The sequence below is a fragment of the Bradyrhizobium sp. 61 genome (assembly GCF_023073075.1).
In the GTDB taxonomy this organism is placed as follows: domain Bacteria; phylum Pseudomonadota; class Alphaproteobacteria; order Rhizobiales; family Xanthobacteraceae; genus Bradyrhizobium; species Bradyrhizobium barranii.
Window position 1 is genome coordinate 396,539 of sequence record NZ_JADPIU010000084.1, and the last position, 14,311, is coordinate 410,849.

At 66.2% G+C, this 14,311-nt stretch carries 14 protein-coding genes; 1 reads left to right on the forward strand and 13 read right to left on the reverse strand.

Going from position 1 to position 14,311, the window contains the following annotated elements; genetic code table 11:
- Window positions 1-93 precede the first annotated feature (93 nt).
- Window positions 94-816, forward strand: a complete 723-nt coding sequence (locus tag IVB46_RS35275) for a TIGR03809 family protein (protein WP_247309095.1) — start codon at window positions 94-96, stop codon at window positions 814-816.
- 125 nt (window positions 817-941) lie between these two features.
- Here IVB46_RS35275 and IVB46_RS35280 read toward each other — a convergent pair whose 3' ends face one another.
- The 13 genes from IVB46_RS35280 to folK all read right to left on the reverse strand — a co-directional run bounded on the left by IVB46_RS35280 (window position 942) and on the right by folK (window position 14,310).
- Window positions 942-1,250: a GIY-YIG nuclease family protein gene (locus IVB46_RS35280; RefSeq protein ID WP_247308337.1), complete on the reverse strand. Its 309-nt coding sequence runs from the start codon at window positions 1,248-1,250 to the stop codon at window positions 942-944.
- A 243-nt stretch (window positions 1,251-1,493) separates the two neighbouring features.
- Complete coding sequence (locus tag IVB46_RS35285; RefSeq protein ID WP_247308339.1) at window positions 1,494-2,864, reverse strand: TIGR03808 family TAT-translocated repetitive protein; 1,371 nt, start codon at window positions 2,862-2,864, stop codon at window positions 1,494-1,496.
- Window positions 2,865-3,063: 199 nt separating this feature from the next.
- The gene (locus IVB46_RS35290) at window positions 3,064-3,720 is read right to left on the reverse strand and encodes a pyroglutamyl-peptidase I (RefSeq protein WP_247308341.1); all 657 of its coding nucleotides are present in this window, start codon (window positions 3,718-3,720) and stop codon (window positions 3,064-3,066) included.
- A complete protein-coding gene (gene meaB, locus IVB46_RS35295) occupies window positions 3,717-4,706 on the reverse strand; it encodes a methylmalonyl Co-A mutase-associated GTPase MeaB (protein ID WP_247308343.1) in 990 nt (329 codons plus the stop codon). Before meaB ends, IVB46_RS35290 begins: the two co-directional genes overlap by 4 nt.
- 51 nt (window positions 4,707-4,757) lie before the next feature.
- Window positions 4,758-6,269: a tripartite tricarboxylate transporter permease gene (locus tag IVB46_RS35300; protein WP_208085735.1), complete on the reverse strand. Its 1,512-nt coding sequence runs from the start codon at window positions 6,267-6,269 to the stop codon at window positions 4,758-4,760.
- Window positions 6,270-6,273: 4 nt separating this feature from the next.
- The gene (locus tag IVB46_RS35305) at window positions 6,274-6,768 is read right to left on the reverse strand and encodes a tripartite tricarboxylate transporter TctB family protein (RefSeq protein ID WP_039151132.1); all 495 of its coding nucleotides are present in this window, start codon (window positions 6,766-6,768) and stop codon (window positions 6,274-6,276) included.
- A 191-nt stretch (window positions 6,769-6,959) separates the two neighbouring features.
- Entirely contained in the window at window positions 6,960-7,952 is a 993-nt protein-coding gene (locus tag IVB46_RS35310; protein ID WP_028146998.1) for a tripartite tricarboxylate transporter substrate binding protein, read from the reverse strand.
- A gap of 131 nt (window positions 7,953-8,083) precedes the next feature.
- Window positions 8,084-8,857, reverse strand: coding sequence for an RsiV family protein (locus IVB46_RS35315; RefSeq protein ID WP_247309097.1), 774 nt, complete (start codon window positions 8,855-8,857; stop codon window positions 8,084-8,086).
- Between the two features lie 32 nt (window positions 8,858-8,889).
- On the reverse strand, window positions 8,890-9,186 hold the full coding sequence (locus IVB46_RS35320; RefSeq protein WP_247308352.1) for a nucleotidyltransferase domain-containing protein: 297 nt from the start codon (window positions 9,184-9,186) through the stop codon (window positions 8,890-8,892).
- Window positions 9,187-9,223: 37 nt separating this feature from the next.
- On the reverse strand, window positions 9,224-11,380 hold the full coding sequence (gene scpA / locus IVB46_RS35325; RefSeq protein ID WP_247308363.1) for a methylmalonyl-CoA mutase: 2,157 nt from the start codon (window positions 11,378-11,380) through the stop codon (window positions 9,224-9,226).
- 24 nt (window positions 11,381-11,404) lie between these two features.
- Window positions 11,405-11,869 (reverse strand): GFA family protein, encoded by a 465-nt coding sequence (locus IVB46_RS35330; protein ID WP_063984598.1) that lies wholly within the window; start codon window positions 11,867-11,869, stop codon window positions 11,405-11,407.
- Entirely contained in the window at window positions 11,866-13,737 is a 1,872-nt protein-coding gene (locus tag IVB46_RS35335) for a methylmalonyl-CoA mutase family protein (protein ID WP_247344600.1), read from the reverse strand. Before IVB46_RS35335 ends, IVB46_RS35330 begins: the two co-directional genes overlap by 4 nt.
- 81 nt (window positions 13,738-13,818) lie before the next feature.
- Entirely contained in the window at window positions 13,819-14,310 is a 492-nt protein-coding gene (folK, locus tag IVB46_RS35340) for a 2-amino-4-hydroxy-6-hydroxymethyldihydropteridine diphosphokinase (protein WP_208085740.1), read from the reverse strand.
- Window position 14,311 lies beyond the last annotated feature (1 nt).

A 14,311-nucleotide genomic window follows, 5' to 3' on the forward strand; every position in this document is an offset into this window, starting at 1 on the left:
CGCGTCTAAATTGATTCGTGTGCGTTGCGTCGCGTCCGTATTTTTCTCCCAACGGGCTGGTTTATGACACATCGCCAAGAGGCTGTTCGCGACGTGGCGCGTGGCCGCGACATTGCGGCACGCTGGTGCGCTCTCGCCGAGCAGCGGCTGGAACATCTCTCCGAAATGTTCGAGACCGGACGGTGGCGACGCTATCACTCCGAGATCGCATTCCTCGAAAACATCCAGGAAGCCAAGCGCGCCGTCCAGACCTGGCGCGCGCTCGCGACCGGTAGTGACGTGGCCGCGGCGGCCGCGAGTGTCTCGCCCGTATTCGGCTGGTCGCCGGCGACCATGCCCCGCGTGTTTCCGCGCGACCAACAGGCGCAGACCGTGCGGCCGAAGGCCGTCCACATCGCCGCGGAGACCGCCGTCCCGGCCAGGCTCGCGCCCAAGCCGGAGGTCCTTGCCGAAATCACCGAAGCCCCGCTCGCGCCGCGAGCGACGCCTGCTACGGTGGCATTGTTCACTGCGCCCGCCGCGGTCGCTCCGCTCAAGGCTCCCGCTGTGCGGGCGCCACTCACCGCACCCCCTGTGAGGTCGCCGGTCGCCGCGCCTGCCGCAATGGCGGCGTTCACCACGCCTGCCGTGAAGGCGGCGTTCGCCGCACCTGCCGTGAAGGCGCCCCCCGCCACGCCTGCTGCAATGGCAACGCTTCTGCCGCAGTTCGCCCCGCCCGCCGCCGAAATCGTCGCCGCACCCGAGCGCGTCGTCGAATTCACCTTCAGCCTCGACGGCCTGCAAGCGAAGTACCCGCTGCTGAGGAACGCGTTTTAAGGCGGACATTCAAGACGGTCGCCGCGACTTCTTGCGCCGTCATCCTGAGGCGCGAGACACGTGGCGCAATGCGCCGCGTGGGGAGCCTCGAAGGATGCGCGGCCCGTCTGCCGCCGCGCTGACGCTTACTTCTTGGACCTCGGCGCCCCCGCCCGCCGCCGCGCAAGCTGGCTTACCGATCCCCAATCCGAGCGAATGAGCGCCTCCTTCTTGGCGCGACTCCACCCCTTGAGCTGTCGCTCAGCCGCAATGCCGTCGGTGATCCGATCGAAATACTCCGACCACATCAGGATCACTGGCCGTCTCGAATAGGTGTATCCCGGATAGGCACCGGCATTGTGTTCGTCGACGCGTCTCGACACGTCCTCGCCGGTAGCGCTCCCGATATAGAAGGAGCCATCCGCACACCGCAGCATGTAGACATAGATGCCCACAACATCATCCTTCGAGGCTCCCCGTGCGCTGCTCCGCACCGCACGGCTCGCACCTCAGGATGACGGCGCTGTGCTTGTTGTCAATGCTTAGCGGAGCAACTTTTGAGTGTGTCGTCGAACAGCGTGACGTTGTCGAACCCAAGCTCCGCCTCTCGCCCCGTCATCCTGAGGTGCGAGACACGTGGCGCAATGCGCCGCGTGGGGAGCCTCGAAGGATGTGCGGCCCGTCTGCCAACGGCGCAGCTACCGCCGCACCGCATTGCCGCCGACCATCAGCTGTGCGAAGCGCTGTGCGCCGTCGGCCGACAGATCCGACGTCACTGCACGGGCGTGATCGAGCCCGACCACGGCGCCGCGCGGGGTTTCCGAGATCATGTTGTTGTTGACGAGCGCGGTGCCTGCGCCGGACACCACGGAGACGCCGACGCCGGCCAGCGCCTTGCGGATCACATTGCCCGTGATCGCGACGTCGCGCAGATATTTGCCCCAGCCGGCGACGATGCCATAGGACGGCGCGTTCTCGATCACATTGCCGGTCACGGAGCTGTCAGCCTCGATGTAGATGCCGACACCGGCATCGTCGTCGGGGGCGGTGCCGATCGGCCGCTTCGGGATCAGATTGCGGATGATGTTGCCCTGGACCACCGCGATGCGGCCGCCTTCGTTGAAATTGCAGACCGAGACGCCGACGGCGGCACCATCGACCGTGTTGTTGGCGATAATCGCGGCTTCGAACGAAAACTCCGAATAGAGCGCGACCTCGCGCACGTCGCTGACGCTGTTGCCTGATATGTGGATGTTCGAGGCCGAATTGCCGCGCACCGCCGAGTAATCGCAGTTCCTGATGCGATTGCCGCGCACGATCACATTGCCGGCGCGAAACGCGTTGATGGCGTTGCCGTACTGGCCCGAGCCGCCGGGACCGGCCTTGATGTCCTCGATGCGGTTATCGGTGACCAGCGTGCCGTCGTCGCCGATTGCGGTGCGCAGGATCTCGATGCCGTTGTCGTTGGTGCCGATGATGGTGTTGCGCGAGACGCTGAGGCCTCTCGCGTCGAACGAGACCACCGCCGTCACCGCGATGTTGGTGAAGATGTTGCCGGAGATGTCGCCGGACACCTGCTCGAGCCAGATGCCGCTGCCGCCGGATCCGGCGATCTCGCAATCGGTGATGCGGACGTCACGCCCGCCGAGGACATGGATCAGTCCGCGCCGCGTCGGCAGCGGAATGCCGCCGCCGTCGAAGCCGATGCCGGTCAGGCCGATCGAGTCCGACCCGTCGCTCTGGATCGCTGCGGCCCCGCCGGTGAAGATGATTTTTGTCGCGCCGCGCACGCCGATCAGCTGGGCGCCATTCGGCAACCGCAGCAATCCGCTGCGATAGATGCCGGGTGGCAGCGCCAGCGGCATCTGGGCCCGCGCAGCGTCGTCGATGGCGCGCTGGAGCACGCGGGTCTGGTCGTCGCTGCTGGCGGGCCGCACGCCGTATTGCGTGGCATCGCGGCCGAGCAGGGATGTCAGCGGCGCCGCGCGCGCGGCGTCGGCCGGCATGGCGAGGGCGCCCGCGATGCCTGCGGTCGAAGCTCCGATGAGATGACGGCGATTGAGGTCCATGACGCATCCTTCGGCGGACGCGGGAGGTCCGCGACCGACTAGGTAGCGCAGGGTGGCTGGGACGGTGAGGATTGTTCGCGGTAGGGTTAAATGTTTACCCAGAGCAAGGTGCCGTAGGGTGGGCAAAGCGTAGCGTGCCCACCATTGTTACACGAATGCGGATGTTTGGTGGGCACGGCGCTACGCGCCTTTGCCCACCCTACGAAATCTGAGTGTTCCGCTGCTTCCTTGCCAATCCCACCATCTCCATCAGCATGGCCTCGCCGGCATCAACCAACTCGTCGAGCGTAATCCGGGCTGCGCCCTTGCGCCGCACCGCGCCGCTGCGCGCGAGCAGGGGAATGTGGATGAACGCCGCAAGCTGCGGTCCGCCCGCCCTCACATTCTCGATCGCGCGCCAGCTCAGATAATTGCAGAGATAGGCGCCGGCATCGCGCGAGGCGCGCGCGTCGATGCCGGTGAGGCGCGCGGCGCGCAGCAGCCTTGCCGTGTGCGGACCGAACGTCATCGCGTCCGCATGGCCGGCGATGCCGCGCTTGCTGGAGCGGGTGTTGGCGGCATCGGGCCAGAGCATGGTGACGGCATTGCGCGCGCGGGTCTCGATGCGCAGGTAAGGCGTGCGCGCGGCGAGGCCGAACATCAGCAGCGCATCCGGCTTCTGCTTCGCGAGCACATCAGGCAATTGCCGGTCGACCGCGGCATAGGTGACTGGGAAGATGTGGCTCGCGAGCGAGACATCGTCGAGGGCCGGCCGGCGCAATTGCGCCAGCCGCGCGACCAGCGGCTGGGTCGGGTTATAGGGCGCGCCGGGAAACGGTCCGAAGCCGGTGAGGAGAATGCGGAGCTTTTCGCTCATTGCAGCAACTCCAAAATCTGCTCGGCGGCGAGTGCCGGCGTGAGATGGCCTTCGGCCACCTCAGCCTCGATCTTCCTGACCTTGGTCCGCACCGACGCCTCGCTGCGCAGCCGCGCCAGCATGCGCTGCTCCAGCATCGACCACATCCACTTCACCTGCTGCTCGCGCCGCCGTGCAGCGAAATCGCCGGACGCGTTCATCGCCTTGCGGTGATCCAGAACCTTCTGCCAGAGTTTTGCGATCCCGTCGCCGGTCAGCGCCGAATAGGTCTCGACCGGCGGGTGCCAATGCTCGGACCGCGGCGCCAAAATATGCAGTGCGCCGCGATAGTCGGCGGCGGTGATGTTGGCGCGCTTGAGATTGTCGCCGTCGGCCTTGTTGATCGCGATCATGTCGGCGAGCTCGACCAGGCCCTTCTTGATGCCTTGCAGCTCGTCGCCGCCGCCCGGCAGCATCAGTGCGAGGAAAAAATCGGTCATGTCACAGACTGCGGTCTCGGACTGGCCGATGCCGACGGTCTCGACCAGCACGACGTCGAAGCCGGCGGCCTCGCACAACAGCATGGCCTCGCGCGTCTTGGCGGCGACGCCGCCGAGCGTGCCTGACGATGGCGAGGGACGGATGAAGGCGTCGTCGGAGGCCGACAGCCGCGCCATCCGCGTCTTGTCGCCAAGGATCGATCCGCCGCTGCGTGCCGAGGACGGATCGACCGCGAGCACCGCGACCTTGTTTCCCTGCTCGATGAGATACGTCCCGAGCACATCGATGGTGGTGGACTTACCGACGCCGGGCGAGCCGGTGATGCCGACCCGAACCGCCTTGCCGGTGTCGGGCAGCAACTTCTGCACCAGTTCGCGCGCCAGCGCCTGATGGTCGCTGCGCCGGCTTTCCACCAGCGTGATGGCGCGGGCGAGGGCTGCGCGACTGCCGGAGCGCAAGTCGCGGGCGAGGGTTTTGATGTCCAGCGAGGCCTTCTTCTCAGTCATGCCCTGCTTTACAACGCTCCGGCGGGGCAGGCGAGGGCCGCTCGCCCGATATCACCGAGTCGTTGCCGCTGCCGTCTGCACCGGCTTCACCTTGCGCCAGATCCACACCAGCACCGGCCAGAGCAGCGCGCCGATCGCCATGGCGGCGAGGATCGCCGCGACGGGCCGCTCGAAGAACGGCAGGATACTGCCGTCCGACTTGATCAGCGAGGTCACGAAGGCCTGCTCGACCATGGTGCCCATGACGATGCCGAGTACCATCGCGGCCACCGGATAGCCGTTCGCCTCCATAACATAGCCGATGATGCCGAAGGCGGCGACGGTGACGACGCCGAACATGTTGTTGCCGATCGCGAACGAGCCGACCGCGCAGCACAGCATGATGATCGGCATGATGGCGGAGCGCGGCGCCAGCAGGATGTAGGCGGCGATCCGGATCATGGCGATGCCGAGCGGGATCATCAAAATGTTCGCGATGATGAACATCAGATAGATCGCGTACATGCTCGACGCCTTCTCGGTGAACAGCGTCGGGCCGGGATTGAGGCCCTTCATGTAGAGCACGCCGATCGCGATCGCGGCGATGGTGTCACCGGGGATGCCGAACAGCAGCGAGGGCACCCAGCCCGAGGCGATGCTGGCGTTGTTGCTGGCGCCGGCCTCGACCAGGCCCTCGACGTGGCCGGTGCCGAATTTCTCCGGCTCCTTCGAGAAGCGTTTCGACATCGCGTAGGAGACCCAGGCGGCCATGTCGGCGCCGGCGCCGGGCAGCACGCCGATGATGATGCCGATGATGTTTCCACGCGTCATCTGCCAGTGATATTTCTTGGTCAGCTTCCACTGGCCGGCCATGATGCTTCCGAATTTTCGCCGCGGCAGCGGCGGCGGCTCGGGCGTCAGCATCGCGCGCATCACCTGTGCCACCGCGAACACGCCGACCAGCGCCGGGATCGGCTCGATGCCGCCGAACAAATCGGTGATGCCGAAGGTGAAGCGCGGCACGCCGCCGGGGTTCTCGATGCCGATGCAGGACACGAGCAGGCCGAGGAACATGCCCGCGATCGCCTTCACCGGCGACGAGCGCGCAACCAAAGTGGCGCACATCAGGCCGAGCAGCGCCAGCCAGAAATATTCGAAGGTCGAGAACGACAGCGCGATCTCGGCGAGCGGCGGCGCCAGGATCATCAGCGACAGCACGCCGGCGATGCCGCCGACGGCGGAGAACCAGACGCCGGCTCCCAGCGCCAGCTCGGCCTGGCCCTTGCGCGTCATGGCGTAGGCCTCGTCGGCATAGGCTGCCGAGGCGGGGGTGCCGGGAATGCGCAGCAGCGCGCCGGGGATGTCGCCGGAGAAGATCGCCATCGAGGAGGCCGCGACAATGGTTGCGATCGCTGCGATCGGCGAGAGGTAGAAGGTGACGGGGACGAGCAGGGCGGTCGCCATCGTCGCCGACAGGCCCGGCAGCGAGCCGATGACGAGGCCGTACACGGAGGCTGCGAACATCGCGATGATGACCTCCCAGGTGGAGATCAGCGCGAACGCTTCAATGAGGGTCTTGAGCATGGGATCACCAGGGCGTCGGCAGCAGGCCGGCGGGGAGCGGCACGCGCAGCAGCTTGCCGAAGATGAGGTGGATGGCGAAGGGCGACAGCGCCGCGAGCGGCAGCGCCAGCTTCCACTTCGCCCCGAGCGCGGTCGAGGTGACGTAGACCATGATCGCCGCGGTGATGATGAAGCCGAGCCGGTCGGCGGCGGCGACGTAGAACAGCAGCAGCGCCGGCGGCAGCAGGGCGCGCAGGCCGTAGAGCTTCCCCTGCGGCGGCGGCGCGGCCGCCACCTGGCCGTCCTCGAGCGGGACCAGCTCTTCCTCCTCCTCGAAGGAATGGCCGATGCCGAACACGATCGCGAGCCCGCACAGCGCGAGCCCGATGCCGATCACGAGCGGAAATACGTTGGGACCGACCGGCTGCCCCGGCACCGGCGGCAGAATCCAGCCGCCATAGGCAGCCGCCGCGCCGAGCACGACGAGAAACGATCCCGTGACGGAGTCGGGAAGACGCATGTGAGAATCCTATGCGAGGTATTCTCCCTCTCCCCGCGCGCGGGGAGAGGGTTGGGGTGAGGGGGGCTCTCCAGGGGGGAGGTGAGAATTGGACTCGTGGAGAGTCCCTCTCACCCGGAACCCGCGCTTCGCGCGAATTCCGGCCTCTCCCCGCAAGCGGTGAGAGGCGATCAGAGCATCGCAGGTGCAGATCACGCCTTGCTCAGGCCGGCGGCCTTCATCGCCTCGCCCATCTGGGCGTCGCCCTTGTCCATGAAGCTTGCGAACTGACCGGCATCGCCCCACACCGTGCCGAAGCCGCGGTTGCTCATGAAGTCCTTGAACTCGGCGGAGTCGTAGACCTTCTTCAGCGCTGCGGTGAGCTTCGTTGCGATCTCCGGCGGCAGGTTCTTCGGTGCGCCGATGCCGCGCCAGGCGCCGGTTGCGTAGTCGATGCCCATCGCCTCCTTCAGCGTCGGCACGTCCTTGAAGATCGGGTTGCGCGCCGGCGCCATGATGGCAAGGCTCCTTGCCTTGCCCGCCTCGATGATGGCGCGCGCCTCCGGCACCGAGCACGTCGTGAGGTCGAGGCCGCCGGCGGCGAGATCCTGCATCGCGGGCGCAGCGCCATTCGACGGCACCCAGGCGACCTGGTTGGCGGGCAGGCCCATCGCCTGCATCCAGCCGACCAGCGCGAGATGCCAGATGCCGCCCTGACCGGTGCCCGACGCCTTGAACTTGCCGGGAGGCGCCGCCTTGATGGCTTCGGCGAGCTCCTTGACGGTCTTGTAGGGCGAGGAGGAGGAGACCTGGATGCCGGGCGGGTCCTCGTTCATCAGCGCCAGCGGCGTGTAGCTCTTCGGCGTCAGCTCGGTGAGGCCCTGCCAGTGCATCATCGAGATTTCGACGGTGAGCATGCCGATCGTATAGCCGTCCGGCTGCGCGGTCGCGATCGCGCTATGGCCGACCACGCCTGAACCGCCGGTGCGGTTGACGACGTTGAAGGGCTGGCCGAGATCCTTTTCCAGAAGGGCTGCGACAATGCGCGCAGTCGCGTCGGTGCCGCCACCGGCGCCCCAGGGCACGATCACGGTGACCGGCCGGGCCGGATACGCCTGTGCGCGTGCGGGTGTGAGACCGAATGCGGCGGATGCGGCAATCGCGGCGGAAGAGGCCGCAAAAGTGCGGCGCGAAATCTTGGACATCAATGCCTCCCAGCGGCGCCCGTGACACCGGGCGCTCTTGTCAATGAAGGCATTCTAGTCGGCTTTGCGGCGCCGCTGCAAGGTAGCGCTACCACAGCGCTGTGAGCAATGTGTCGCTGCTCAAAACATCATCACTGCGGCTCTTCCGCGTCGCCCTTCGGCCGCGCGCCGCCGAAGATGCGCATGCCTTCCGCCGTGAGATAGGTCTTCAGCGTTTCCCACGGCACGAAGGCGACATATTCGCCCTCGGCGTAGGGGCCGACCGCGTAAGGCGGATAGTGGAAGGTGAGCCCGGAACTCTTGCCCGCTTCGGTTGAAGGCGCGAGCGTCACCGCGCCGATCTTGAGCAGGCTCGGCTCGACGCTCTTGAACCACTCGTCGGTCGCGGTCTCGCTGGTGTCGCGCTTCTTCTTCTCGACTCTCAGCGAAGCGATCACGGCCTTCACCATCGCCTTCATGGTCGCTCCGTTGTCGGCGGTCTCGGTGAAGAACGGGCGGATCGAGATGCGTTTGTGCTCGCTCTTGTCCCACAGGATCGTGTTCACGTCCGAGTTGGGATGCGCGCCATGAGTGTCCATGTAGTCGTTGCGCAGGACGCTGACATAGCGATCGCCGACAACGGAGCGGATCGCATATTTGCGTTCGAAATCCCAGCCGCCGTCCTTGAAGAACTGCGGATCTTCCTTGCGCGAGGCGGCGGCCTCGGCCGCGTTCTTGTCGAGCCACTTCCTGCCTTCTGTAAGGCAATCCGCTGCGAGCGATGCATCCGCCTTGATCTTGTCGTCGAGGAAGACGCGGGCGTCGATGCTCTTGGTCTTGACGACGGCGTCGGGCTTGGGGTCCGCCGCGAGGGCCGGGATCACGCACGTTGCGCTAAGCGCCATGGCGACGCTCAAACCGATCATGAACTTCAAGGGGAGTGCTCCTTACGTGAGCGTCAGAATATTTCGAGGATGTCGTCTGCGATCTGCTGCGCAGAGTGGGGGGAGGCGGAGCGCCGGACGGTCGCCTGCGCCTGCAGGCCGGTCGCATCCTCGATGATCTGCTCGACGTCGATCAGGTTGAGCAGCGAGAAAGAGGCCTCCGGTTCGACCTCGACCAGGACATCGATGTCGCTGTGCGGGTGATAATCGTCGCCGTCCCGCGTGCCGAGGATGGCGAGCTTCGACACGCCCTTGGCTTTGATGGCATCAGCGTTCTGGCGTATCGCAGCGATGACCTCATCACGTGTCATGGAGACAATCCGGCCGGTGATGCGGCCAGCGTACCATCTACTCCGCCGCCTCGCTATGCCCGAGCCGGGCATTCAGCTTGCGGATCAGCTCCTCGGCGGCTTCCGCGATCACCGTGCCCGGCGGGAAGATGGCTTCTGCGCCGGCCGCATAGAGCGCGTCGTAGTCCTGCGGCGGCACCACGCCGCCGATGATGATCATGATGTCGTCGCGGCCCTGTTTCTTCAGCGCGGCCTTGAGTTCAGGCACTGCGGTGAGATGGGCGGCGGCGAGCGAGGAGACGCCGAGGATGTGGACGTCGTTCTCGACCGCCTGCCGCGCAGCTTCGTCGGCGGTCGCAAACAACGGCCCGATGTCGACGTCGAAGCCGATATCGGCGAAGGCCGAGGCAATCACCTTCTGACCGCGGTCGTGGCCGTCCTGGCCGATCTTGGCGACCAGGATGCGGGGCCGGCGGCCTTCCGCCTCTTCGAAGGCGTCGATCAGCGCCTGAACCTTCTCGACCTGGTTACCCATGCTGGACGCTTCCCGCTTGTAGACGCCGGTGATGGACTTGATCTCGGCGCGGTGCCGGCCGAACACCTTCTCCATCGCGTCCGAGATTTCGCCGACGGTCGCCTTCGCCCGTGCCGCGTCGATCGCTAGCGCGAGCAGATTGCCGTTGCCTTCGCCGGCCGAGCGCGTCAGCGCGGCAAGCGCCGCGTCGACGTCGGTCTGGTTGCGCTCGGATTTCAGCCGCGTCAGCTTGTCGATCTGGAGGCGGCGGACATTGGTGTTGTCGACCTTGAGGATGTCGATCGGCGTCTCGTCGGTCGGCTTGTACTTGTTGACGCCGATCACCGCCTGCTTGCCGGCGTCGATCCGGGCTTGCGTCTTGGCCGAGGCCTCCTCGATGCGCAGCTTTGGCACGCCGGCCTCGATGGCCTTGGCCATGCCGCCGAGCTCCTCGACCTCCTGGATGTGGCTCCAGGCCTTTGCGGCGAGATCGCGCGTCAGCCGCTCGACGTAATACGAGCCGCCCCAGGGATCGATGATGCGGGTGGTGCCGCTCTCCTGCTGCAGGAAGAGCTGGGTGTTGCGGGCGATGCGCGCCGAGAAGTCGGTCGGCAAGGCGAGGGCCTCGTCGAGCGCGTTGGTGTGCAGCGACTGGGTGTGGCCTTGGGTGGCCGCCATCGCCTCCACCGTCGTGCGCATCACATTGTTGAACACGTCCTGCGCGGTCAGGGACCAGCCCGAGGTCTGGCAATGCGTGCGCAGCGACAGCGAGCGCGGGTCTTTCGGGTTGAACGGCTTCAGCAGCTTCGCCCAGAGCAGGCGCGCGGCGCGCATCTTGGCGACTTCCATGAAGAAGTTCATGCCGATCGCCCAGAAGAACGACAGGCGCGGTGCGAAGCGGTCGACGTCGAGGCCGGCGGCAAGGCCGGCGCGCAGATATTCGACGCCGTCGGCCAGCGTGTAGGCGAGCTCGAGGTCCTGCGTCGCGCCGGCCTCCTGCATGTGATAGCCGGAGATCGAGATCGAATTGTATTTCGGCATCTTCGTGGAGGTATAGGCGAAGATGTCCGAGATGATCCGCATCGAGGGCGTGGGCGGATAGATATAGGTGTTGCGCACCATGAACTCTTTCAGAATGTCGTTCTGAATGGTGCCCGAGAGCTTTTCCGGCGGCACGCCCTGTTCGCCGGCGGCGGCGACATAGAGCGCGAGGATCGGCAGCACCGCGCCGTTCATGGTCATGGACACGCTCATCTGGTCGAGCGGAATGCCTGCGAACAGCGTGCGCATGTCGTAGATGGAATCGATGGCAACACCGGCCATGCCGACGTCGCCGCCGACGCGCGGATGGTCGCTGTCGTAGCCGCGATGGGTGGCGAGGTCGAAGGCGACCGAGAGGCCCTTCTGTCCTGCCGCGAGGTTGCGGCGATAGAACGCGTTGGAATCCTCCGCCGTGGAGAAGCCGGCATATTGCCTGACGGTCCAGGGCTGGTTGACATACATTGTCGGATAGGGGCCGCGCAGGTAGGGCGCGATGCCCGGATAGGTCTCGAGGAAATCGAGCCCGGCCAGATCGGCCTCGCCATAGGCGGGCTTCACCAGAATGCCCTCGGGCGTCAGCCACGGCTCGGCGCTGCCTGACGGCGCGGCGGTAGCGATGCGCTCGAAGGCGACGTCGGCGAAATCAGGAATGCGGCTCATGGTTTCAACCATATCATTAGGCGCTCAATCATGATCCGGATGTTGATGGCTGACGATGGTCGCCATCTTCTCCGGCCCGTAATTCTGTTGCGTGGTCTGGCTCGGCAAATTGGAGATTCCGACCACCCAGCCGAGGCGGGATTCAGTTCCGTATTGGCGCGTCGGCACCAGCTGGTCGGGCCGGTCGAAGGCGCCGGTCATGATCTCGATCCGGTCGCCGTCGATGCGGCCAAAGCTCAGCGGCGTGCCGCAGGCGGCGCAATAGCCGCGATCAGCGATCGAGGAGGAGCGGAAGAACGCCGGCTGCCCCTTGCTCCAGGCGAAATCCGTCCGGTTGATGTCGGCGAAGGACGCGAACGGCGCGCCGCTCGCCTTCTGGCACATCCGGCAATGGCAGATCGAAACCCTGTTGGGGGTTGCCGAAATCGCAAAGCGCACCGCGCCGCATTGACAGCCGCCGGTGAAAACTGGTTTGCCCGCCTCGCTCATGCCTGCTCCATCCGTCGGTAGGCGTCTTGCAGTGTCGCAAGCGCATCGCCTCCGGCGAAGACAAAACCCGTGACGCCGGCCGCACGGAGCGCCGCCTCGGCATCGGTCGGACGGCCTGCCAGATAGATATGTCGCGCGCCCGCCGATTGCAGGGCCTTCGCCGCGGCGTCGGCGTGTTCCGGATAGACCTTGTCGCTGGAACAAAGACAGGCAAGCTCGGCGCCGGAGGCCTTGAATGCGGCGGCCAGTTTGGCCGGATCGGCAAAGCCCTCGCTGTCGATTGCCTGGATGCCGCCGGCCTCGAACAAGCTCTTGGCAAAGGTCGCCCGCGCCGTGAAATCGGCGGGTGTGCCGAGATTGGCCAGAAACACCGTTGGCCGCGCGCCGCGCGCCTTCAGCACCGCATCGGATTTGTCGCGTAGCGCCTCGAACGGTTCCGCCAGCCGGATCGGCGGCAGCGCGTCGAACTTGTACTTCTGTTCGCCATAGGGTGCGAGCGCGACGGGCGTCGCCGTGAGCACGGCCGTCTCGCGCTCATGCAGGTTGGGAAACTCGCTGGCGCCTGTCAGCACGTCGCGGCGCTTGGCGATGTTGGCGTCGCGCGCCTTCCGCGCGGCTGCGACCTTGCTCTGGAACAGGCCTTGCTGAAGCGCGGCGAAGGCGCCGCCGGCTTTCTCGCTCTCCTGGAACAGCGCCCAGGCGGCCTCGCAAAGCTGCGCGGTCAATGTCTCGATGCCGCCCGCGCCGGCGGCGGGATCGCCTACCTTGGCGAGGTTGCTTTCTTCCAGAAGCAGGGCTTGCGTGTTGCGCGCCACGCGCCGCGCGAACGGATCGGGTAGCCCGAGCGCCAGCGTATGCGGCAGCACGGTGATCGCGTTGGTGCCGGCGAGCCCGGCCGCGAATGTCGCGATGGTCGCGCGCAGCATGTTCACGTAGGGATCGCGCTGCGTCAGCATGCGCCAGGCCGTATCGGCGGCAATGAACAGCGGCTTCGGCGTCAGCCCGCACGCCGTCTCGATGCGCGCCCACAGCAGCCGCAGTGCGCGGAATTTTGCCATGGTCAAAAACTGGTCGGCATCCGCGGCGAGCCGCGCATAGATCATGTCCTGCGCCTGCTCCAGCGGAACGCCTGCGCCTTCGATCGCGCGCAGATAGGCTACGCCGCAGGCGAGTACGAACGCGAGCTCCTGCACCTCGGAGCCGCCGGCATCGTGGATCAAGCGCCCGTCGGCGGACGCGAACGGTCCCTTGAAGCCGAGCGCTGCGAGCCCCTTGATTGCGCCGGTGACGGCCGGAACGATCTCGTCCCATGTGTAGGGGCTGTGACCCCACACCGCGCCAGCCGCGAGCGGATCGAGCCCGAAGCGGATGTTGCAGGCGGCGGGATCGAGGCCGTTGCTCTTCACATATTCCGCGACGTGGATCGCCGCCATCCGCGATTGCGGACCGATCTGGAGCTCGATGCCGATGCCGGCATCGAGATGAATATCCTTGAAGACCTTGGCGACCGCATCGGCCGAAGGTTCCAGCCCGAACCCGTGAGCGCCACTGCCGCCGGCGAACACCAGCGCGAGCCCCGTCGCGCCATTTTCGAGATCGGTCAGCGCCTGCGCATTCGCGAGCGCCGCATCGGGATGGTCGATCCGCTGCATGATCTGCCACGGCGCAGCGGCAGGCCGTCCCACCACGGGCGCAACGCCCCTGGCGCGGGGATAGAGCGGGTCGATCTTGAGGCCGTCATAAGTCTTGCCGACCAGCTTCTCGAACGGCGCGCCCTTCAGCACGCCGTCGACCAGCTTGCGCCAGTCGTCGACGGTCGCCTTGGGAAAATCGGCCGCGAGCGGCAGGTCGTCAGTCACGGAGGTCATACGGCCAAGGGCTCCCAAAAATCTTGTTGTTCGCAGGCGAAATTGCCACGGCCGGCCGTCGCTGCAAACGGTTGTTTTTGGTTAACCGGTATCCGGAAGCCGCTCAATGCCTTGCGTCGAGACGCTGGCAAGTCCGTCACGCACACGTATGCCCGAGATCACGCGGTCGGGCGCGATTTCAGCCAGCGGCACCAGCACGAAGGCGCGCTCGAACAGGCGCGGATGCGGCAAGGTCAGGTCGGGCTTCTGCAAGCTGACATCGTCATAGGCGATCATGTCGAGATCGAGCGTGCGCGGGCCCCATTGCCGCTCCTTGTTCCGTGTGCGGCCGAATTTCTGCTCGACCTTCTGCATCACGAACAGGAGCGCATGCGGATCGAGGCTGGTCTCGATCTCGACGCAGGCATTGATGAAGGGGTCCTGGTCCTCGTCGCCCCAGGGCGGCGTCGCGTAGTCCGAGGAGCGTGCGATCATTGCGGCTTGCGCCATGCCGCAGATATGGGCGATCGCCTTGCGGAATGTCGTGCGAACGTCGCCGACATTGCCACCGAGTGCGATCAGCACGCTCGCCATA

Excerpts from the sequence above, each read along its gene's own strand:
- scpA (WP_247308363.1), bottom strand. The coding sequence starts at position 11,380 with ATGAGCCGCATTCCTGATTTCGCCGACGTCGCCTTCGAGCGCATCGCT.
- folK (WP_208085740.1), bottom strand. The coding sequence starts at position 14,310 with ATGGCGAGCGTGCTGATCGCACTCGGTGGCAATGTCGGCGACGTTCGC.
- IVB46_RS35285 (WP_247308339.1), bottom strand. The coding sequence starts at position 2,864 with ATGGACCTCAATCGCCGTCATCTCATCGGAGCTTCGACCGCAGGCATC.
- IVB46_RS35290 (WP_247308341.1), bottom strand. The coding sequence starts at position 3,720 with ATGAGCGAAAAGCTCCGCATTCTCCTCACCGGCTTCGGACCGTTTCCC.
- IVB46_RS35315 (WP_247309097.1), bottom strand. The coding sequence starts at position 8,857 with ATGATCGGTTTGAGCGTCGCCATGGCGCTTAGCGCAACGTGCGTGATC.
- IVB46_RS35335 (WP_247344600.1), bottom strand. The coding sequence starts at position 13,737 with ATGACCTCCGTGACTGACGACCTGCCGCTCGCGGCCGATTTTCCCAAG.
- IVB46_RS35330 (WP_063984598.1), bottom strand. The coding sequence starts at position 11,869 with ATGAGCGAGGCGGGCAAACCAGTTTTCACCGGCGGCTGTCAATGCGGC.
- IVB46_RS35305 (WP_039151132.1), bottom strand. The coding sequence starts at position 6,768 with ATGCGTCTTCCCGACTCCGTCACGGGATCGTTTCTCGTCGTGCTCGGC.
- meaB (WP_247308343.1), bottom strand. The coding sequence starts at position 4,706 with ATGACTGAGAAGAAGGCCTCGCTGGACATCAAAACCCTCGCCCGCGAC.
- IVB46_RS35320 (WP_247308352.1), bottom strand. The coding sequence starts at position 9,186 with ATGACACGTGATGAGGTCATCGCTGCGATACGCCAGAACGCTGATGCC.
- IVB46_RS35300 (WP_208085735.1), bottom strand. The coding sequence starts at position 6,269 with ATGCTCAAGACCCTCATTGAAGCGTTCGCGCTGATCTCCACCTGGGAG.
- IVB46_RS35310 (WP_028146998.1), bottom strand. The coding sequence starts at position 7,952 with ATGTCCAAGATTTCGCGCCGCACTTTTGCGGCCTCTTCCGCCGCGATT.